Source organism: Paenibacillus sp. PAMC 26794 (genome assembly GCF_000316035.1).
Classification (GTDB): domain Bacteria; phylum Bacillota; class Bacilli; order Paenibacillales; family Paenibacillaceae; genus Paenibacillus.
Genome location: NZ_ANHX01000021.1, coordinates 71,365 through 91,791, shown reverse-complemented (window position 1 = coordinate 91,791; position 20,427 = coordinate 71,365). Strand labels below are relative to the sequence as shown.

Genomic DNA, 20,427 nt, shown 5'->3' with positions numbered 1-20,427 from the left:
CGTCCCTGGCAACTGGTATCACATATCCATGCGAATGAGCCCGGCCCCGGCCGAAGCGGGGGAACTGATGGTATAATGATCTCAATAATTGCAGGGGGAGCGCTGAGGGGATGACAAAGCCCGACTGGAAGACCTTTTTGCCGCATAAGCTCAGGTATCGGCTGTTTGGTGCGTTTGTGGTGTTGATTCTGCTGCCATTCAGCGTACTTAATGTCTACAACTATGGACAGATCGAATCTCTGGTTGAGCAAAAAATCAGCGAACAGAGCCATGAGCAACTGGTGCAGATGTATGGTTCTCTGGAGGATCAGATGAGTATTGCATTCAAAACCCTGATTTTTCTGGAACAGGATTCAGCCGTAAGAAACGTCCTGACTTCTCCAGACAATCGTTCTCCGCTTGAGAATAAGTCGTTGGTGGAAGAGAAGTTCAAGATGATCAACAACAGCTTTTTTCTATATAATCCTTCCGTGTACTTCACGCTGTTAGATTTTCATGATAGCGTTTACACTTCGTATTTGCCCAAAAAAGCTCTGGCCTATGGCCCTTATCGGGAACAATTTCGCAAGCATCTTGGAGAAATGACCTTCATCAAGGGCAACACTGATTCAAACTCGTTTCCATCAGAAGAGTTGCTCTACCGCTGGGATGCCCGGGATACCAACCATGTCCTGCGGGAGCTATCCTCCAGCCCGTATCTGTTGTCCCTCTATGCGTATATGAAGGACAGTGGCGGCAAAAGGTACGGAATGGCACGGATCAGCATCGATTATTCGTACTGGTTTCAGTCTATGCTGAAGGATTCGCAGAGCAATCAGGAGTATTTCCTGATTACTGGCAATGGGGAAACGATTGCCCGCTCGTCCGAAAAAGCGGTACTTTCCCCAGACGTGACCCGGGAAATTGCACTTCATCCGGCAGAGGCCTATCTGACGGATAATGATTCAGATACGCTGATTAACTACGTATACATCGAGTCACTGGACTGGTACATGGTAAATCGTATTCCACTAGCTGTGTTGTTTACGGAGATATCGGGGCTTAAGCAGCGCTATTTTTTAACGTTTTTTGGCTTCACAGCAGCATTTGTGCTCATGGCCTTTATGATCTCGGCGACGTTCACTCGGCCTTTATCACATCTGCAGAACCAGATGAAGGAGGTTGTACGCAAAAACCTCAAGGTCCGTATCCCTGAAGGCCGCAGCCGTGGGGAAGTATTGGAACTGACACGCACGTTCAATACCATGCTGGATGATGCCAATCAGATGATCGCCAGACTCAAGGCGGAAGAACGCCAGAAGGAAGCGGTACATTTTCATATGCTCCTGGCCCAGATGAATCCGCACTTTCTCCTGAATACATTGAATACAATGAAATGGAGTGCGATCCGCAGCGGGAATGAAGAGATCTCCGAGATGTGTGTTTCCTTGGGGAAATTACTGGAGGTCAGCCTGAATTCACAGGTCGAATTGGTATACCTGAAGGATGAGATCGAGTTGGTTCAAGCCTACCTTCATATTCAGCGGATTCGTTACCGTGATAGCTTTGAGGTGACTTGTGAATTTGACGATAAACTGGAGTATGCGCTGGTGCCCAAACTGAGCTTGCAGCCACTGGTGGAGAATGCCATTCACCACGGTGTCGGGCCACTGGAGCAGCTTGGTCAGATCCGCATCGGAATTTACAGGCAAGGCACAGGAAAGCTGATGCTGGAGGTGGCCGACAACGGAATTGGCATGGAGGAATCCCGGCGTCAGCAGATGACCCGCACACGTCCGGGGATTGGCCTGTCTAACCTTAAGGAACGATTGCGATTATTGTTCAAAGGCCAAAGTGAACTTGAAGTGATTGATACCAAGCCGGGGACATTAGTGAGGTTCAGCATTCCTTTTTTATTGTCGACGCCTTACTTACAGAAGCGGTCAGACTAGGGCGTGTCTGAAAACTCCGAAGGAAGCAGATTTTGCTGAATTTTCGTTCCAAGCAAGGAAGTTTTCCGCAGGCGTGCCGGGGCACGTCAAGGGGAAGTGACGCAGCATGGGGCGAAAAGGCGGTAAAAGATGCACTTCGCGAGTTTTGAGACACGTCCTACACGACTGGAGAGGGGAATCTGGCATGTGGAAAGTATTACTTGTAGAGGATGAGGTATTCGTACGAGAGTCGGTGCGAGAGATTATTTCCTGGGAAGAGCTGGGTTTCACGGTCATCGGAGAATCCGGTAATGGGACCGAAGCGCTGGCGATGATTATACAGGATACACCGGATCTGGTACTGACCGATATTGTCATGCCAGGTATGGATGGTCTGGAATTACTCAAACAGACCCGTCAGGCCGGGTTAAAAACCAAATTTGTCATGCTCACCTGTATGGGGGAGTTCGAATATGTACGCCGGGCAATGGAATACGGGGCTTCCAATTATATTCTGAAACTGTCCATGAGTGTGAATTCACTGCGTGATACACTCCGTAAAGTAAGTGCAGAACTGGGAGCTTCAACTGAAGCCCGGACAGAGACAGATCATCATGAAGTGCCACCTTCCACACCGGTTCTCACATCAACGCCTGATTTGCCTAATTCTCTTACGGTCTCTTCTGCGCCCCCGTCTGATACGGATCTTCCATTTACACCTGTTCGTGAGCCGATTGTGAAGCATCCGGAGATTAGCAAAATAATTCAATACATCGGACAGCATTACGACCAAGACATTACCGTCAAATCCATGTCACGATATGTGATGATGGGCGAGAATTATGTGAGTGCTTTGTTCAAAAAGAAAACCGGCCATACCCTGATTCATTACTTGCATGGGGTACGGATGGAGAAAGCGGCTGAATACTTGCGCGAGACGGACCTTCCTGTACAGGAGATTGGTTACCGGGTAGGGTTCGGAAGTGATAATTATTTCATTAAAATATTCAAGCGTTGGACCGGTTGCACGCCCAGCCAGTATCGCCATCGTTCGTGACTCACAGGATGAGTAGAAGGAATATGTGTACCGAGTGCTCAGGCAAGCACAAGTAAATCCGTATTTTTGTTCAATCCGAATCATGGATATGTATCTTATGAACCCAGCAAGGTCCCTGCTACGATGTAACGGAAGGTACACTTCAATTCAGGGAGGTCATGTGACCAGATGAGAATCAAAAAAGGATTAACGGGATTAATCGTAGGTGCGCTGATGCTGGGCTTGCTTGCCGGCTGTGTAGGTAAAAATGAGACGAACGGTGGAGATAACGGAGGTGGAGCGGCAGGGGGAAAAGTGAAGCTCACCATGTGGGGCGCGGTGCCGCCCGAGAATGGTCCACAGGAAGTGGTGGATACCTGGAATGCGGAGCATCCTGATATTCAGGTGGAATATGTGCGGTTTGTGAATGACGATGATGGCAACCTGAAGCTGGATACGGCGCTGTCCACCGGGCAAAACGTTGACCTGTATGTCAACTATACCCTCACGAATCTGGATAAACGCATCAAGGGCGGTACAGCACTGGATCTGGGCGAGTTCACCGACTACAACATTGATGAGAAAATGGGTGAAGATGCGGCTTCCTGGAAAGTGGATGGCAAATATTACGGGATGCCAACCAAGAAAAACGCTGCCTTCTTCGCTTTAAATATGAAAGCGCTTGATCAAGCGGGACTGAGCGTACCAACAGCCTGGACTTGGGATGAAGCTCGTGAATATGCACTCAAACTGAAGGCTGCTGGCTTCAAGTACGGATTGGTGCAGCATACCGCTTCCTATGTAGACCCGCTCGATTCTGTTCTGGTGAAGAACGGCTATGTTAAGGCAGACGGTTCTTCCAACCTTGATGATCCACTCGTTACCAAATGGCTGGAGACGTTGAACGGAATGATGAAGGAGGATGCAACCACCCCTCCGCTCGGAGAGCAGCTGACTTCCAAAATGCCGGTGGAAAACATGTTCCTTGGCGGTGAGTCTGCCATGATTAATATCGGCGAATGGCTGATCCGCACATCGAACAATATGACCGAGTTCCCGAGGGATTGGAAAATCGCCTTTGCCCCTGTACCGAGACTGGCTGCACAAGAAGCAGATATGGTGAAGAGTGGAGGACTTGGTGACTTTATCGCGATCAATTCCAAGTCGAAAAATAAAGAAGCCGCATGGGAGTTCCTGAAATGGTACGCCGATGGGGGAATGATGCCGATGGCTGCGGGTGGACGTCTGCCTTCATCGAATGCCGTTGATCAGCAGACTGCCATTGATCATCTGCTGGGTGATTATGCCGATTCTTATGACAAAGAGTCTCTGGAATTTGTGTTGTACGGTGACGAGACACCTACGTTTGTCCGCAGTATTGCGCAGGAAGTGGTCGATCTGCGTGCACAGGAGTATGAAAAGTTCTTCCTTGGTAACCAGACTGCCGAAGTTACGGTACAGAACATGGTCAAACGCCATAATGACTGGCTGAAGCAGAATCAATAGAAGGCAAAAGTAATGAGTCCAAAGGCCGTCCCAATGGGGCGGTTTTTTCTATATAAGCAATAGAACAATTCCATGTTGTTTTCCTCCCGAAAGGCACTGCCGAAATACATATATCTGTGATATCAGGTACAGGGTTATGTTCCTTAAATGTTAGAGGACATCTTGTTATGCTTAATTCCAGAACAGATGTTAAGGAGTGGGGGAGCATATGCATAAATCCTGGATGAAACGGCAGAGCAGGCTCGGGTATCTGTTTATTGGGCCCAATATGATTGGCGTGCTGTTGTTTTTTATTATACCGGCTGTCTATTCGTTCTATCTCATGTTCACTGATTACAAATTCATGAGCCCGGAGACGAATTTCGTAGGGCTGGACAATATCCGTCGGATGTTGAATGATGATCTGTTTGGCGTGGCGCTGCGAAATACATTTGTATTTCTGTTAGCGGTTCCGGTATCGATGGGGTTGGCATTTATCGTGGCGGTGGCGCTGAACAAGTCGGTGTATTGGCAAAAAACGCTGCGTGCCCTCTATTTTATGCCCTATATCACCAGCGGTGTTGCCATCGCCTTTGTCTGGATGCTTCTGTTCCAGCCAACGTCGGGACCGATTAATGGCTTCTTGCGCGGAATCGGTATTACGAACCCTCCCGGCTGGTTATCAACAACCGAATGGTCCATGGTTGCGATTGATATCATCTGGATTTGGTTCATGCTGGGTTACAACATGATTATTTATCTGGCAGCTTTGCAGGAAATCCCGGAGGAATTGGTTGAGGCAGCACGGATTGATGGAGCCCGTCCTTGGCAGACGATACGCCAAGTGATCTGGCCGCTTGTGAGTCCAACTACATTTTTACTGCTAATTACGGGACTGATTATGACCATCAAAAACTTTGGTATCATTCAAGCGATTACCCAGGGTGGGCCGGGGAACAGTACAACCGTCTTGTCGCTGTTTATCTACCAGAATGCCTTCCGCTACTACGAGATGGGCTACGCTGCTGCCATTAGCTGGGCACTCTTTGCCATCATTATGGTCTTCACTGTATTGCAGTGGCTTGGTCAGAAACGTTGGGTTCACTACTAGGAGAGGAGGGATCGTTATGGAGAAACAAATTGCCGCGAATGCGAAGCCCACTGCTCCACATTCACCTAAAGTTAAAGTCCGCATGGAGTCCTTGACGCAGATTCGAAAAATCATACTGACACTTCTGATGTCCGGGTTTGCTTTGCTGATGATTATGCCGTTCATCTGGATGATCAGCACGTCATTCAAATCTCCTGCGGACGTATTCACCTACCCCATCCAGTGGATACCCTCCAGCCTGAACTGGGAGCATCATATTAAGGTCTGGAGCGGAGCGGATACCTTTGCCACATATTATCTGAACTCGTTGAAAATATCGCTAATTAGCACGATCGGAGCTGTATTTCTCTCGGCTTTTGCAGCCTATGGCTTTGCACGGATTCAATTCAAAGGTCGGGAGACATTGTTCCTGATCTATCTCTCGATGATGATGGTGCCACCGCAGGTACTCTTTGTGCCCAAGTTCCTGATGTTTGAATGGGTCGGCATATATAATACGCATTGGGCATTGATCCTGCCTGGGATGTTCACAATCTTTGGGGTGTTTATGCTGCGGCAATTCTTCCTGTCCGTGCCTTCAGAGATCTCGGAAGCGGCTTTCATCGACGGTGCTGGACACTTGCGTATATTCTTCAGGTTGATTCTGCCCTTGGCGAAACCTGCGCTGGCTACGCTGGCGATCATCGATTTCTCCTGGCATTGGAATGACTATGAAAATGCGCTAGTGTTCCTGATCGATAAAGACCTGTACACCGTGCCGCTGGGTCTGCAGAACTTTATTCTGGAGAACAATGTAGATTACAACGGCATGATGGCCGCTGCCACGGCAGGCATTATTCCGATGATCATCGTTTTCCTCGTGGGTCAGCATTATATCATTCAGGGCGTGGCCGGAAGTGCCGTGAAGGGCTGAATCTGCTGTCACTGTGATCCCATATAATAACCCTTTTGCTGAACGAAGAGATTTTCCCGGCAGAAGGGTTTTCTGTTAAAAGGGAGAATTAATCCAAGATCTGAGTTTATTCATTGGAGGCGATTCTTTATCGGGATTCATGGGACACATTTAATTGAAGGAAGAGGATGTTCTTGAAGCTGAGTATAATCATATTTATTGTTTTTATATTGTCTGGTGTTTCTTCGTTCTTTCTAACCTTTTTTCCTAGTTGGATCTTTTTAAATTTGATTGGCGCAGCCATGGCAGTATTTACACTTGGTATGGGGTTGTTTCATGGCATGAAGCAGATAAAAAACATCGTAAAACGAATATCTTTCAAGTGCTGTTGCATCATTTTTGGTATCGGCTTGATATTACTTTTTGCTCCTAAGATAGTGTCGGGTATTCAGGATATAGGTCCTTATCTCTCCCAAGATTACGAAACAGTAACAGGTAAACCGAACTACATAGGATCCATGGGCAAGAAATGGAGGGAACAAACCATCGAAATAAATCAAATGGAATTGATTAACACTCGGGATATCGCCTGGGAAAATCGAGATAAAACGCTGGAAATAAAGTATCTGCCCAGAACCAAATATGTTATGAGTATTAGAGCAGTTGAGTAATCGATATATTTTCAAATATCTCTGAGTCTAATCTGAACGATCAATATCTTCTCCAATACAATAGTTCAAACTTCGTATATAATTAACAATGACATATGATGCTGTATGACCAGTACAAGGATCAAGGGCTTCAGATTATTGGTTTCCCGTGCAACCAGTTTGCAGAGCAAGAGCCTGGAAGCAGTTCGGAATCGGAATCGTTTTGCCAGATTAACTATGGTGTGAAATTTCCGATGTTCTCCAAACTGGATGTGAATGGAGAAGCGGCGCACCCGCTCTACGACTTTTTGAAAAAATCAGGGCCTTTTGCTGGCTTTGATGAAACAGATATACAGGCCAAATTATTGAAATTAATGGTGGCTGAGAAGGCACCGGAATGGTTACACGGCGATGCAATCAAATGGAATTTCACTAAATTCCTGATTGATGCAGAGGGTCGTGTGGTCAGACGCTTCGAACCTATCGACTCCATCGACGAGATTCAAGAGAGTATCAAACAGCTTCTATAATTTCACTTTCATATATCCTACAGGGGCATGACACAAATCGTTTCCCCCTTCCGAACAGGAGGTGCATGAATGTGCCGAGCATGATGCAATTTAGTGCTTCACTGGAGTATAGTTACCGATCTACCAGCACGTTTAACCCAGGCAAGTCGGATGGATTCCATTCACATCCACATTATGAGATTTATTATTTTCATGATGGAGAATGTACCTATATCATAGGAGACCGGGTATATAACCTGGAGCCGGGTGATCTGGTGTTAATGCATGGCTTGACTCTTCATCGACCACATCCGAAGCCAGGCAGTGCTTATGAGCGAAGCACACTACATTTTGATCCGTCTGCAATCCGCAGCAGCCTGCATCCGGACCGTATGGCTGAGGTCCTGAGACCTTTTGAAGAACTCAGAAACTGTCGGGTCAATCTGAAGGGAGATAGCCGCTCTGAATTCGAAGCTCTATTGCATGATCTTCATCGTCTGTCTCAAAGTCAGAGCAATTTCAGGCAAGAGCGAATGAATGTCAGACTGTGTGATCTGTTGTATTTTGTAGCAGAGATCTGCCAGGGTGATGTCCAGGAACAACTTCCCTCATCGGAGAGGGAGCGGCATGTCCAACACATTATTCGTTATGTGGATACCCATTATATGAAGGACATTGGTCTGGATGATCTGGCACTGGAGTTACATCTGTCCAAGCCTTATCTGGCAGGCATGTTCAAGGAAATGACAGGTTTGACGATATTCAAATACCTGTATGACCGCCGCATCAATCAGGCGAAGCTTTTGTTTCAGTTTCAGCCTGAGATCACCGTGACAGAAGCAAGTCGATTGTCCGGTTTCAAGCGCCTTTCGCATTTTAGTCGGATGTTCAAACAAAGTGTGGGATGTTCGCCTGATCTGTACCGTACCCAATTGCATCGCCAATCATAGAAGTCCTCTGTGAGCTGACCAGCTTGTCTGGTTGGCTTTTTTTGTTGATTTTCGTTTAAGGAATGCATCCCACTGTGTTTAGAGGACACGCAGAACAGGTAAAGAAAGGTAATGAACCCAGAGGAGGCGAATATGAATGAAACAGCGCACACCGGATCAGAATAACAGCGATACCCATCAGGAACAATCCCGTGACAATCCTGAACAATATAAGACAGAGCACGAAAGTCTGCTTGACCGACATGAAGAAGAACAGACTGTAGATCCAATTCCGATGGAAGATCTGAATATGGAAACTCAGGAAGAGAAGAATAAAGATCAGACAAAAAGCAACTCGTCTACTGAAGAGAAATACCGGGCGGATTATCGCAAAAAGACGGGCGAAGGATAATTCCAATTGCTGTGTTGGGCAAACTTGTTGAGATATTTTCGGTGGATGTATATTTAGTGAAAATAAATTAGTTTGTTGACTAATGTAGGTTACTATATTATAGTTACTATGTTGGCAATTGAAAAAAATTTTGGGAGGCGAATAAGAATGACAACTTTTTTTGATGCATTGAAAAACAGAAGATCTTATTATGGAATCAGCAAGGAATCTACAATTTCGGATGCTAAAATCCAGGAAATCGTAGAAGAAGCGGTGAAATATACACCAACTTCCTTTAACTCACAAACATCCCGTGCCGTTGTATTGCTCGGTGAACAACATGATAAATTGTGGAATCACACAGAAGACATTTTGCGTGAAGTGGTAGGTAATGAAGAAGCCTTCAAATCCACTGCTGAGAAAATGACTGGATTCCGCAGCGGATATGGTACGGTTCTCTTCTTCGAGGATAACAATGCGATCGCACAGCTTCAACAAAATTTTGCAGCTTATGCAGATAACTTCCCAATCTGGGCTAACCAATCCAACGGTATGTTGCAACTGGTAATCTGGACTGCTCTGGAACAAGAAGGTCTGGGTGCATCTTTGCAGCATTACAACCCGTTGATTGACGAGAAAGTGAAGCAAGAATGGAATATTCCTGAGAACTGGAGATTGATCGCTCAAATGCCATTTGGTAAACCAACGGCAGCACCGGGTGAGAAAGAATTCCAACCAATTGAAGAGCGCGTAAAAGTACACAAGTAAGCTTCGCATTTCCCAACATTTAACCACATACGGCCTCGCTTCAATTTGATACGATGATAGTTGATCGTAATCCAATGAAGCGAGGCTTTTTGATGTGAATAATAGATTAAAAGACATAACGAACCAACGGATATGGAAAATGGCTTTATGCGGGTTATTAACACTTGGATCGGTGGCTGGATATAGCAATACCGTTCAAGCTGCAACCGTGCAGCAACAGTTTGAGGATACGCGTACCAGTTATGCCAAGGATGCCATTACACATCTGGTGGCAAAAGGCATTGCTGCCGGTACGTCAGAGACTACGTTTGAACCGAAGAAAGCCGTTACTCGTGCAGAATTTGCGACGTTTGCGGTGAGATTACTAGGTTTGAAGCCCGTTAAAAATAATATAAATCCCTATCAGGATATAAGCATGAATGCTTGGTATTACGGCAACGTTGCCGCCATGACGAATCTTTTTATTTTGGAAGGAAAGGGTCAGGGAACGTTCCAGCCTAATGCTTCCATTACGCGCGAAGAAGCGGCTGCCCTTCTTGTTCGAATGTTAAAACAACAACCCGTAGAGACCTCGCTTTTATCTTCAACGTATTTCGACGCAGCAGATATCTCGGACTGGGCACGTCCTTATGTTCAGACGGTATATCAACTTGGACTAATGCGGGGAAGTGGAGGCGTGTTCCGACCACATGACCAGGTAACGCGAGAAGAAGCAGCCGTAATGCTCGATGCCATTTTACAAAAGAAAACATGGTCTGAGCAGTTACAACGTGGGGATGAACTTGGCGTTCAGTTGGGCTGGCAATATAACTCCACTACAGCTGAATTCAAGAAGCAAGTGGAACAGTCTGAAGTGAATACGCTCGTCCCACGCTGGTTTTTCCTGAACAGCAGTATGAAAGTAACAGATCACGCGGACCCGGCATTGATCTCTTGGGCATCCGCCACCGACAGGCAGCTATGGCCATTGCTGGGTAATCGTTCGGATTCGACACTTACGCATCAGATGTTATCCAGTTCAGCCAACCGAGCGGCAGTGATCTCACAGGTAGCCGCTTATGTCAAAACCTATAAACTGGACGGCATTAATGTGGACTTCGAGAATGTTGATCCAGCGGATCGTGAAGGGTTAACGGCATTTGTGACCTCTTTGACGGCTACGTTGCACGCACTGGGTGCAGTTGTGTCTGTGGATGTATCACCAGACCTGGGTACAGATTGGACGGATGCATTTGATTATGCCAAACTGGGCGCTGTATCGGATTATATGGTGCTGATGGGATACGAGGAACACTGGAACGGTGATCCGAAAGCGGGATCAGTGGCGTCTCTTCCATGGGTGGAAAAGGCCTTGGATACCATGCTCTCCGAGGTGGTACGTGCCAAAACAATTTTGGCCCTTCCGTTGTATACACGAGACTGGTCTTCCGTGAATCCAGCAACCAGTTCTTGGGACATTACATTGTCAGAACAGGGAACGCGTGCGCATGCTACGGGATCTGTAAGACGGTGGGATGCAAGTCTGGTTCAATATATTATCGGGTACAACAGTAATGGTAAGCCAAGATATATATGGGCAGAGGACAGTCGTTCGTTATCGGCCAAAGTGTTAATGAGTGAGCAACGGCAAATCGCCGGATTGGCTTACTGGTATATGGGCGGCGAAACAGCCGATGTATGGAACGCCATTTCGAATGCTTCGCGATTTGAATCATATAACTTCTAAATATTCATGAATCTGATAGACTCAAGCGAACCGGGATGCTGCCGGATGGTTTGGGTCTGTTTGTTTTGGTATAAGATAAGCAATATGAGGAATCGTTTAAGCTTGGCTGAACGGTTTAATGTATAGAAGGACAAAATATATATAGATTGAGCTAAACATTTACACAAAACGGAGAGGACAGAAAGAGCCTGAAGAAGCGAAGCGTTCGCCTAAAAGCTTTCTGAAAGAAAGCTGCATCGAAAGCATACGCTTATCCCCGGATTTACCCTTTGTAAAAGATATAAAAAAATCTGGGGATAACAGCGATCGGAAGGTTGTCCTGTCATCGGAGTGACCAGTGTAAATATTTGTTAGTTCAATGCATATAGTTCAGGAGGAGAAGGAGCATGCGAGAGGTTGATTGCATAATTGTAGGTGGAGGGCTCGCAGGGCTTCAGGCAGCCATTCAGCTTGGACGTTATTCAGCTCATCAGGTGTTGGTAATCGACGCGGGAGAAGGCAGATCGACGTTATGCCGGACTTATCATAATATCCTCGGTTTCCCCGATGGGGTATCCGGTGAAGAGCTTAGAGAACGAGGCAGGATGCAGGCAGAGCGGACTGGTGTATCTTTTGAGAAAGACCGTATCGTTAAAGCGGAGCGTCATGGAGAACATATTCAATTATTCGGTACTTCAGGAACTGAATATAGGAGCAAAACTGTGTTACTGGCAACAGGGCTTTCGGATAGAGTTCCGGACATTCCGGGATTAACTCCGACGCTGGGCCGAACAGTGTATGTCTGCCCTGATTGCGATGGTTATGAGATTCAGGATCAACGTACGGTACTATTGGGATCTGGCGAAGCAGGTGCCAATATGGCGATGATTTTAATTCAGCGTACAAATGATCTGTTATATATCAATCATGAGCAAGCTCCCATATCTGCAGAGCTGCATCGCAGCATGAAAGAGGCGGGAGTTCGTTATCTGGAAGCGGCTGTCCAGGAAGTGCAACAGATTGAGGACGGCCATATCACCGGTGTTCTGACCGAAGATGGACAGATTTTTGAGTCGGAGCGTGGATTTATCGCATTTGGAGGCAACCGGGTACACTATGAACTGGCGGAGCAGCTTGGAGCTGTAATCGCAGATAATAAACATGTAGAAGCTGATCCGCGTAGCTTGCAGGCAGCGACTAATGTGTGGATTGCCGGGGATCTGGGCCTGCACGCAGAACAAGCAACCGTTGCGATGGGTGAAGGTTCCATTGCCGCGATCTGGATTCATAAGGCGTTACAGCAAATGTCAAAGGATTCACGTTGAATTCCACCTCCTGATATGAGGCTGATTATTCCATTGTTCATTACCAAAAAGTCCTCCCAAGCCATACATGTGGCAGGAGGACTTTTTGAGCTATCTTTTGATAGGGAGAAAAGGATTACGCTTGTTTGTCTGATGAATCCGTTGACTTCGAAGAAGTCGTCTTGTCCTTCGAGTCATGGGAGAAATCTTTGCGAATGTTGTCCACGATATCACCAACCACGCCTTCGATCATATCGGTTGGTCCGGGATTATTTTTGTCTGGATGGATAACGGTATTCACTCCTGGTTCAAGTTCATCGTTTGTCTTCTCATGTTTGGTTTTATCACGCATGGGAAATCCCTCCTGGTTCGATATTGTATAAGGTGTGCATTAACATATCCAAACACCGTTACGTATATGTAAACGATTAACCGCTGTAGTTCTTTTGAAACGCGTACTTGCTCATATATAGAAGATATATACAGAATTGAACGTACTGATTAAACTTCAGCAATACGTTTATATTATAGATAACCAATGAGTATTAAGTCTAAAGCTTGAAACCAATAAACAACTATTATGCAGGAGGTTATTCAGATGAATGAAGAAAATCATGTAATCCATAAAGATGGCCAAGTATCAACTGACAAGGTGGACAATGCAATTGAGAAGATTGCGCCGGAAGAAAGAGAACAGATTTTACAGAACTTTGATGCATTCAAAGAATACCTGGGTAAGCGAATTGCCATGGGAGAATCGATTGGACTAAGTGAGGAGCAGATGGCCAAAATTGCGGAGAAAGTAGCGGATTATCTGGCAGCTCGGGAGGAACCCCGTAATCGTGAAGAAAAACTGCTTCAGGAGCTGTGGAATGTCGGCAAGGAAGATGAACGCCACATGTTGGCTCATATGCTCGTTCGTTTGGCACAAAGCTCCACACCCAGTCATTAAGATTAGTATCTATGCGTAAGCATAAGAAATACTTTGAGCAGGTCTTCAAACCTGCCAAAAACCTGCCAAAAACTGGAGCGTAACTCTGAACGTGTCTGGAGCAGGGCAGACAGCGTGAGCGCTAACGAACCTGTGACGTCTTATTCAGGGGTTTGAAAGTCCCGCAGCAATCTAAGGAATCTGACACACGCTATATTGGTATAAACAGCCGTTTCTAGCGTATTTTCAGGGAATATTGGCAAATAACGTGTCTCATGTTCCTTACAAAATAAAAGGAGCACCAGAAGGCCAAATAAGACGTCCTCGGTTCCTTAGTTGTATGGATCAACCGTCAGGACTAGCAGCTTGGGCTTCAAGATGTTTTGGACACAGACATCCTTCAACGTATCACTTGCCTGAGTTTAAAAGACGCACCCTAGTAAATAACCTCTGAATGGCGATGCCTTCAGGGGTTATTGCCGTTTACGGAGACTACAGACAGGAGTGATGACGCACATTGTAACTATTTTTAATCTGGCTGATACTTTTATAATCCCTGTTCCAAGTATGATAAGAAAAGAAAGAACGTTGGAATCGATAGTTCACATGAGCGTTTGAGAAGCAAGACTTCCGGTTAAGGAATAGTAACGTTCATATTAAGGAGAGATGTTACCTATGAAGAACGCGACAAAACAATGGAAACTAGGAATGATCGGTGCAGTTGTTGCTTTACTTGGCATGATTGTGCTGACTACATATTTACTTACCCCTGCGAATGCTCAAGGTAGTACGGACGCTCAACAAACTTCTGCGAAAGAAGCTCAAGTTGCAAACTCCGAGATGTTTACAGCCTATGTTGAAGGTATGCATATAGAAGACGGCAAATTGTTTATGACAGTGGACAAGATTGGCTGGTATCAGGGTGAAGAAGCCGATGCGATTTTTGCACAGCGCAATCCGGAAGCTGGTATAGATGGTGCTCCAGATGGTTACTATATCGTCAATGACAGCAAAGAGCAGGAGCAGGTTGAGGTTAGTGCCAATGCTGAAGTGTTGATGCAGTTGTATGATCGGGATGGTACGATGCAGGGCGCAGACATTCAGTGGAATGAACCTGTGACATTATCCAAGTTCGAATCGTTGTATGAGAATACCCGTATTCTTGATCTGTCCGTATTCCCGTATCATCTGACGGTGCAGGACGGAAAAGTTACTAAAATTGTGCAACAATACATCCCATAAATTAAGATGAAATTCATCATCAAGCATTCCTCCTGTTCATTGGAACGGTGAGGGATGCTTTTTGGTTATGACAAATTCATGAAAGCGATTGTAATTAATGGTAGGTACATGTATCATTATTGGAATGGCGTTTTTACATAGTTCAGGAGGAGCCTCATGCTTAAAGACATGATTGCATTAACTAAGCCCGGACTACTAAGGTTAAATGTGTTTGCGGTGGCGGTAGGATTCTGGGTAGCTTCAAAATGGGATATCAACTGGTTATCTCTGCTCATGGTCGTGATTGGATCAACCTTGGTTATTGCTTCAGCTTGTGTAATCAACAATTATTGGGATCGTGAATTGGACCAAAAGATGGAGCGCACCAAAAAAAGGATGGATTACATTAACCATCTGAAGCCAGGGTTTGTACTTGGCTATGGCATTATCCTTGGTGTTGTGGGACTAGCAGTACTGTATCTCCTAGTGAATCCGTTATCAGGCTGGATGGCACTGCTTGGATGGTTCGCTTACATCGTGATTTACACGATGTGGTTGAAACGCAGTTCAACGTGGAGCACGTCGCTCGGTGGAATTGCAGGAGCGATGCCGCCTGTCATCGGTTATACGGCTGTAACCAATGAGATTGATGCAGGTGCCTGGTTGCTGTTTGCACTATTATTCTTGTGGCAACCACCACACTTCTGGTCATTGGGTATTCGCCGGGTAGAGGAGTATCGTGCTGCGGGCTTCCCGTTGTTGCCAGTAGTTAAAGGGGTGAAACGCACCAAGTTTCAGATGATTCCTTATGTTTTTCTGCTGCTTCCTGCTGTATTTCTGTTGTATTATTACGACTACGTAGGTCTGGTATTTCTGATTGTATCTCTGGTCGGTGGACTGATCTGGTTCGTGCATACACTTAGCGGACTGAAGACACAGGATGATGAGAAGTGGGCAAAAGTGAACTTTCTGATCTCGGTGAACTATCTCATGATAGTATTTATTGTCATGGTAGCGAATACGGTATATAAATTGAACTAAACATTTACACAAAACGGAGAGGACAGAAAGAACCTGAAGAAGCGAAAGCGTTCGCCTAAAAGCTTTCTGAAAGAAAGCTGCATCGAAAGCATACGCTTATCCCCGGATTTTCACCTTTGTTAAAATGATTGGAAAAATCCGGGGATAACAGCGATCGGAAGGTTGTTCTGTCATCGAAGTGTCCAGTGGAAATATGCTTTAGTCCATTTTTTATAACAGGCTGCATCGAATGAAAAAGCACACTATGGAATAGCGTTTGGGCAACCTTGAGTTGTTACAACATATTCTCTGGTGTGCTTTTTTGGTATAATAAAACAAATGAATCATATATGTGGGAATTATAATGTAAGATGGGAAGTGACAGCATGAGTAATTTGGAACAGGCCGTACGATGGAGACAAGAAGGCAAGGTGCAGGAAGCGATTGAACTTTTGCAAGAGATTACAGTCCAGGAACCCGAGAATGCCAATGTCTGGTATCAGCTGGCTTGGGCGCATGATTCGCTTGGATTGGAGCGGGAAGCTGTACCGCATTATGAGAAGGCACTGAGTCTTGGACTTTCTGGCGAGAACAGAGCAGGTGCAATACTCGGACTAGGCAGTACATATCGAACGCTTGGACAGTATGAGCAGGCAACGGCTTGGTTTCAAACGGGCATGAAAGAATTCCCGGCGTACCGGGAATTTGAAGTTTTCTATGCCATGGTGCTCTATAATCTGGGTGAACATGCAGAAGCGATGCAAAGACTGCTCGTGCAACTTGCGGACACTTCAAGTGACAAGAGAATCAATGACTATAACAGAGCAATCCGTTACTACGCAGATCAGCTCGATCGGGTGTGGGAATAGATCGAATACACAGAAAAGGGAGAGATGGATGAATGAACTCCAATCAAGATCTGAAACAGGTAAATGAAAGATTGGATCAAATTGAGCAGAAGCTGGATAGCCTGGGACATAACCAGCAGAACAAACGCTCACCTGGCATGCGCTTCCTGATTGGTTTTGGCATCACGATTGCTGTTATATTTGTACTGTTGCTGACCCTCGCAGTTATCCAATTTGTGAGTAACGGATAGGAGAAATCGATCATAACGACACAGGTAGTGAATTCTCCCAAGTTACATAGCCGGGGCAAGCCACTGTTGCACCTCTTCAATGAAACGCCGCGTAGCTGGCGATAGATTGCCCAAAGATGGGCAGGCCATGCCAATCGTACGATAAGGATCTCCAGTGAGTGGTACGAGCGCGAGCGCATCGGTATGATTTTGAAGAACCATTTCCGGAAGCAGGCTGATGCCGAGGCCATTACGGACCATCGCCATGATGGCTTGATCCTCGGCGACTTCATAGACGACATTGAGCTTGGCCGCATGCTGCCGGATCAGTCGTTCTATCTCGTTATCTCCGCCCCACTTGGGCAGAATAAAGGGTTGCTCCAGCAGAATATCAAACGAAACAGATTCCTCTGAGGCAAGAGGATGATCCAGAGGCAGGATGCACATCATCCTGTCTTTTTGCAATGGGATGGTCTCAAAAGGCGATGAATCGCCGAGGGACAGAAATCCGAGATCGATGGCGCCTCCAGCCAGCCAACCCTCAATCTCAGCATAATCGCCTTCCCACAGCTTAATCTCAATTCCGGGGTAACGCAGGCGAAATTGTTTCAGGATACCAGGCAGCCACTGTGTAGAGACACTAGCAAATGTACCAATACGCACAGTACCAATCTCGGCACCGCGAATGAGGGAAATTTCCTGGTTCATCAGTTCCGTCCAGCGCAGGATCTCACGTGTGTATCCCAGAATGCGTTCGCCTTCAGCGGTAACCCGTACACCGGAGCGGCCGCGATGGAGCAGTGAAAAACCACATTCTGTCTCCAGACTGGCGATGGCATGGCTGACGGCGGATTGGGTGATGTTTAATGCTTCTGCTGCTTTGGTAAGACTGCCATATTCGACAACGGTATTCAAAATTTCGTATTTGATCAATGACATGGATGGTTCCGTTCCTTCCCTCATTTGATATATGAGTTTATTTCATATAATCCATTATAAATATTCATTTTTATAATGCAAAGAGATCGTTTATACTTGCCAAGGCGAGTTAGTTTGACGCACGATCACACAGACCAGAATACATAGAATGAAGGTTGAAGCAAGATGAATGGTGTACAGGTTAATCAAGGTCAGGCAACAAGAAGAGCGGACATACAGATGCTGCTCGCAACGGTTATATGGGGATCATCCTATCTGTTTATGAAATCGGGTCTGGAGTCCATGCAAGAATTGAATCTGGTCGCATTTCGTTTTGGAATTGCCTTTATTGCGGCAGGACTTCTTTTTCATCAGCGGTTGTTTAAGATGGATCGCAGAACACTTGTGGCAGGCGCTATTATGGGGACAGCTTTATTCGCTGCATTTGTATTCATCACCTATGGTGTGCAACGAACAACGACATCCCAAGCGGGATTCCTGATAAGTTTGGCCGTTATTTTTGTACCGATCCTGACGACGATCCAGCATCGTCGTATGCCGGATAAACGATTGACGCTCAGTATCCTGGTTGCCGTTACCGGGCTTGGCTTGCTGACGCTTCAGCATCAGCTTAGTCTGCACACAGGAGATATTCTCTGCATACTAGCAGCACTTGTGTATGCCATCTATATAATGATTGCTGGCAAGTTCACACCGAAGCATGATCCACTAACATTAGGGACAGTTCAATTGGGTGTGGCGGCGATGTGGGGAATTGCAGCTACATTTATGCTGGAAACGCCACGTATGCCCGATACGGCTGAATCCTGGGCAGCCATTCTTGGCTTAGGTGTTTTGTGTAGCGGCTTGGGGTATATTCTGCAGACACTCGCGCAGCGTCATGCCTCTCCCACAAGAACAAGTCTGATTTTTTCACTCGAACCACTGTTTGCAGCGGCCTTTGCATTTACCTTTCAAGGGGAGTCGCTAACGTTGCAAGGGTATGCAGGAGCAGCTTTGATGTTGGTGGGTGTTCTGATTACAGAGATCAAACTTCCACAGCCTATCTTCTGGCGCAGAAAACGTCCGGTTTTACAGTCGGAACTTGGCGATCAGGGAGCACCGGGCTTATAAGTAAGGGATAAAGGTCCTTTCGTCATCTTCTATGGAAGGTGAGGGGAGGGTCTTTTTTGGTTATGTCGCACACCTTATGAAACAGATAAACAACTACCTAACAAAAGAAGAATAACATAACCTTGTTTTGTTGATTTTTGTTTTTTATGCTACACTGAATGGAAAATTAGGAAAAACGGGTGAGTAGGATGGCCAAAAGAGTAACGATGCAGCAAATTGCGGATGCTGCGGGGGTGTCCAAATTCGCAGTCTCCCGTGCGCTGACGGGCAAGCCTGGTGTGAGTGAGCATACACGCGAGATGATTGTCAGAACAGCGGGGCAGCTCGGGTATTTCAGAACTGAGCCTAAGCGTTATCCGGGGGAGACACAGATATCAACGGAGATGAAGCCAGAAGCGGAGCGACAAGGCACCATATTGATTTTGTTTCCCAACATTCGTTCTCAGAATCGATCTTCCTTATACTGGGGGCCTGTATTTGATGGCATTTCTGAAAGGCTGAATAAGAAGGGGATGGATATTTTAACGCTGACAGAACCCTCTTCAGATCGGATGTTCTCGGTCCTTAATCCCGACGCAATCAGCGGAGTCATTACCGTGGGCACCATCTCGACATCGGTATTGCTGGAGATTTACAGGCTGCGTATTCCGCTTGTCATGGTGGATCATGAAGACCCTGCCATATCCGCAGACTCGGTTTTTACGGATAATATGAAATGTATGAAAGAACTGGTTCTGATGCTCGTTGGTAAAGGGTATAGAAGGTTCCAGTTTGCCGGGCAACTGCCTGATGCGGCAAGTTTTAGAGAACGCTGGCTTGGATATCGTACGGTGCTGGAAGAGAAACAGTTGGAGGGGGAACAGCAAGAAGGCTTGCTGGGGGCAGAGTATGATAAGATCCGGAGATCCGTTGCTGAAATGGAGCTGGAGGATATCCCTGAAGTTATCGTGTGTGCAAATGACCATACAGCTGTTATTGTCATTCAGGCACTCCAAAGTCGAGGCATTCAGGTGCCCGAACGCTGTGCCATAACCGGATTTGACAATACGCAGACGGATGAACCCATTCTTGCTTCGGTACATATTAACAAAGAGAATCTGGGAACAAGAGCAGTAGATCAGCTGTTGTGGCGGATCAAACACCTGGATGAACCATATGAACGCAAGCTGATCTATTCGGAATTAATTATTCGTGATGAATATAACGCCAGTATACAGTAATGGGATATGAACTTATGGGCTCATTCTAACAATGAACATACGGGTAAATGAAATCAGGTGAAAGACATGGAGAGGTTAGAGCTTCATGTCTTTTTGTTATGCAGAGATTGTTTAACAAATTAAATTACAAAACAGATTGACTATAAGAAGCATATCGTGTTAATTTTGTTTTGTAAGTTATTTGTTTTTATGATAACAAAACCTAACAAAATAAT

Annotated in this window: 21 protein-coding genes; 19 read left to right on the top strand and 2 right to left on the bottom strand. The window is 46.0% G+C overall.

Annotated elements, in window-relative coordinates; genetic code table 11:
• Positions 1-110: 110 nt before the first annotated feature.
• The 12 genes from D829_RS0111165 (at position 111) to D829_RS0111110 (ending at position 12,711) form a co-directional block, all read left to right on the top strand.
• Positions 111-1,931 carry a sensor histidine kinase gene (locus D829_RS0111165; protein ID WP_017688973.1) on the top strand — a complete coding sequence of 607 codons (1,821 nt, stop codon included), beginning with the start codon at positions 111-113 and terminating at the stop codon, positions 1,929-1,931.
• 184 nt (positions 1,932-2,115) lie between these two features.
• On the top strand, positions 2,116-2,967 hold the full coding sequence (locus D829_RS0111160) for a helix-turn-helix domain-containing protein (protein WP_017688972.1): 852 nt from the start codon (positions 2,116-2,118) through the stop codon (positions 2,965-2,967).
• 168 nt (positions 2,968-3,135) lie between these two features.
• Positions 3,136-4,452: an ABC transporter substrate-binding protein gene (locus D829_RS0111155; RefSeq protein ID WP_017688971.1), complete on the top strand. Its 1,317-nt coding sequence runs from the start codon at positions 3,136-3,138 to the stop codon at positions 4,450-4,452.
• Between the two features lie 208 nt (positions 4,453-4,660).
• Complete coding sequence (locus D829_RS0111150) at positions 4,661-5,542, top strand: sugar ABC transporter permease (protein ID WP_017688970.1); 882 nt, start codon at positions 4,661-4,663, stop codon at positions 5,540-5,542.
• A gap of 16 nt (positions 5,543-5,558) precedes the next feature.
• Complete coding sequence (locus tag D829_RS0111145; protein ID WP_017688969.1) at positions 5,559-6,455, top strand: carbohydrate ABC transporter permease; 897 nt, start codon at positions 5,559-5,561, stop codon at positions 6,453-6,455.
• 173 nt (positions 6,456-6,628) lie between these two features.
• Complete coding sequence (locus D829_RS0111140) at positions 6,629-7,105, top strand: hypothetical protein (protein WP_017688968.1); 477 nt, start codon at positions 6,629-6,631, stop codon at positions 7,103-7,105.
• A gap of 95 nt (positions 7,106-7,200) precedes the next feature.
• The gene (locus tag D829_RS0111135) at positions 7,201-7,614 is read left to right on the top strand and encodes a glutathione peroxidase (protein ID WP_051153937.1); all 414 of its coding nucleotides are present in this window, start codon (positions 7,201-7,203) and stop codon (positions 7,612-7,614) included.
• Between the two features lie 80 nt (positions 7,615-7,694).
• Entirely contained in the window at positions 7,695-8,543 is an 849-nt protein-coding gene (locus tag D829_RS0111130) for an AraC family transcriptional regulator (RefSeq protein ID WP_124115527.1), read from the top strand.
• 136 nt (positions 8,544-8,679) lie between these two features.
• Positions 8,680-8,934, top strand: coding sequence for a hypothetical protein (locus D829_RS30860; protein ID WP_017688965.1), 255 nt, complete (start codon positions 8,680-8,682; stop codon positions 8,932-8,934).
• 147 nt (positions 8,935-9,081) lie between these two features.
• Positions 9,082-9,681, top strand: a complete 600-nt coding sequence (locus tag D829_RS0111120; RefSeq protein WP_017688964.1) for a nitroreductase family protein — start codon at positions 9,082-9,084, stop codon at positions 9,679-9,681.
• A gap of 94 nt (positions 9,682-9,775) precedes the next feature.
• Entirely contained in the window at positions 9,776-11,407 is a 1,632-nt protein-coding gene (locus tag D829_RS0111115) for an S-layer homology domain-containing protein (RefSeq protein WP_241230765.1), read from the top strand.
• Positions 11,408-11,793: 386 nt separating this feature from the next.
• Positions 11,794-12,711, top strand: a complete 918-nt coding sequence (locus D829_RS0111110) for an NAD(P)/FAD-dependent oxidoreductase (protein ID WP_017688962.1) — start codon at positions 11,794-11,796, stop codon at positions 12,709-12,711.
• A 115-nt stretch (positions 12,712-12,826) separates the two neighbouring features.
• Here D829_RS0111110 and D829_RS0111105 read toward each other — a convergent pair whose 3' ends face one another.
• Positions 12,827-13,042, bottom strand: coding sequence for a hypothetical protein (locus D829_RS0111105; protein WP_017688961.1), 216 nt, complete (start codon positions 13,040-13,042; stop codon positions 12,827-12,829).
• Positions 13,043-13,288: 246 nt separating this feature from the next.
• Here D829_RS0111105 and D829_RS0111100 point away from each other — a divergent pair, with 246 nt between their 5' ends.
• The 5 genes from D829_RS0111100 (at position 13,289) to D829_RS0111080 (ending at position 16,961) form a co-directional block, all read left to right on the top strand.
• Positions 13,289-13,642 carry a DUF3243 domain-containing protein gene (locus D829_RS0111100; protein WP_017688960.1) on the top strand — a complete coding sequence of 118 codons (354 nt, stop codon included), beginning with the start codon at positions 13,289-13,291 and terminating at the stop codon, positions 13,640-13,642.
• Positions 13,643-14,296: 654 nt separating this feature from the next.
• Complete coding sequence (locus D829_RS0111095; protein ID WP_017688959.1) at positions 14,297-14,863, top strand: hypothetical protein; 567 nt, start codon at positions 14,297-14,299, stop codon at positions 14,861-14,863.
• Between the two features lie 156 nt (positions 14,864-15,019).
• Positions 15,020-15,883, top strand: coding sequence for a heme o synthase (cyoE, locus tag D829_RS0111090; RefSeq protein WP_017688958.1), 864 nt, complete (start codon positions 15,020-15,022; stop codon positions 15,881-15,883).
• A 365-nt stretch (positions 15,884-16,248) separates the two neighbouring features.
• Positions 16,249-16,731: a tetratricopeptide repeat protein gene (locus tag D829_RS0111085; protein WP_017688957.1), complete on the top strand. Its 483-nt coding sequence runs from the start codon at positions 16,249-16,251 to the stop codon at positions 16,729-16,731.
• Between the two features lie 32 nt (positions 16,732-16,763).
• Entirely contained in the window at positions 16,764-16,961 is a 198-nt protein-coding gene (locus D829_RS0111080) for a hypothetical protein (RefSeq protein ID WP_017688956.1), read from the top strand.
• Between the two features lie 42 nt (positions 16,962-17,003).
• Here D829_RS0111080 and D829_RS0111075 read toward each other — a convergent pair whose 3' ends face one another.
• Complete coding sequence (locus D829_RS0111075) at positions 17,004-17,879, bottom strand: LysR family transcriptional regulator (RefSeq protein WP_017688955.1); 876 nt, start codon at positions 17,877-17,879, stop codon at positions 17,004-17,006.
• Positions 17,880-18,044: 165 nt separating this feature from the next.
• On the opposite strand from D829_RS0111075, the gene D829_RS0111070 reads away from it, so the two are divergent.
• Together D829_RS0111070 and D829_RS0111065 are read left to right on the top strand one after the other, a co-directional pair.
• Entirely contained in the window at positions 18,045-18,992 is a 948-nt protein-coding gene (locus D829_RS0111070; RefSeq protein WP_017688954.1) for a DMT family transporter, read from the top strand.
• A gap of 188 nt (positions 18,993-19,180) precedes the next feature.
• A complete protein-coding gene (locus D829_RS0111065; protein ID WP_017688953.1) occupies positions 19,181-20,212 on the top strand; it encodes a LacI family DNA-binding transcriptional regulator in 1,032 nt (343 codons plus the stop codon).
• Positions 20,213-20,427: the final 215 nt, after the last annotated feature.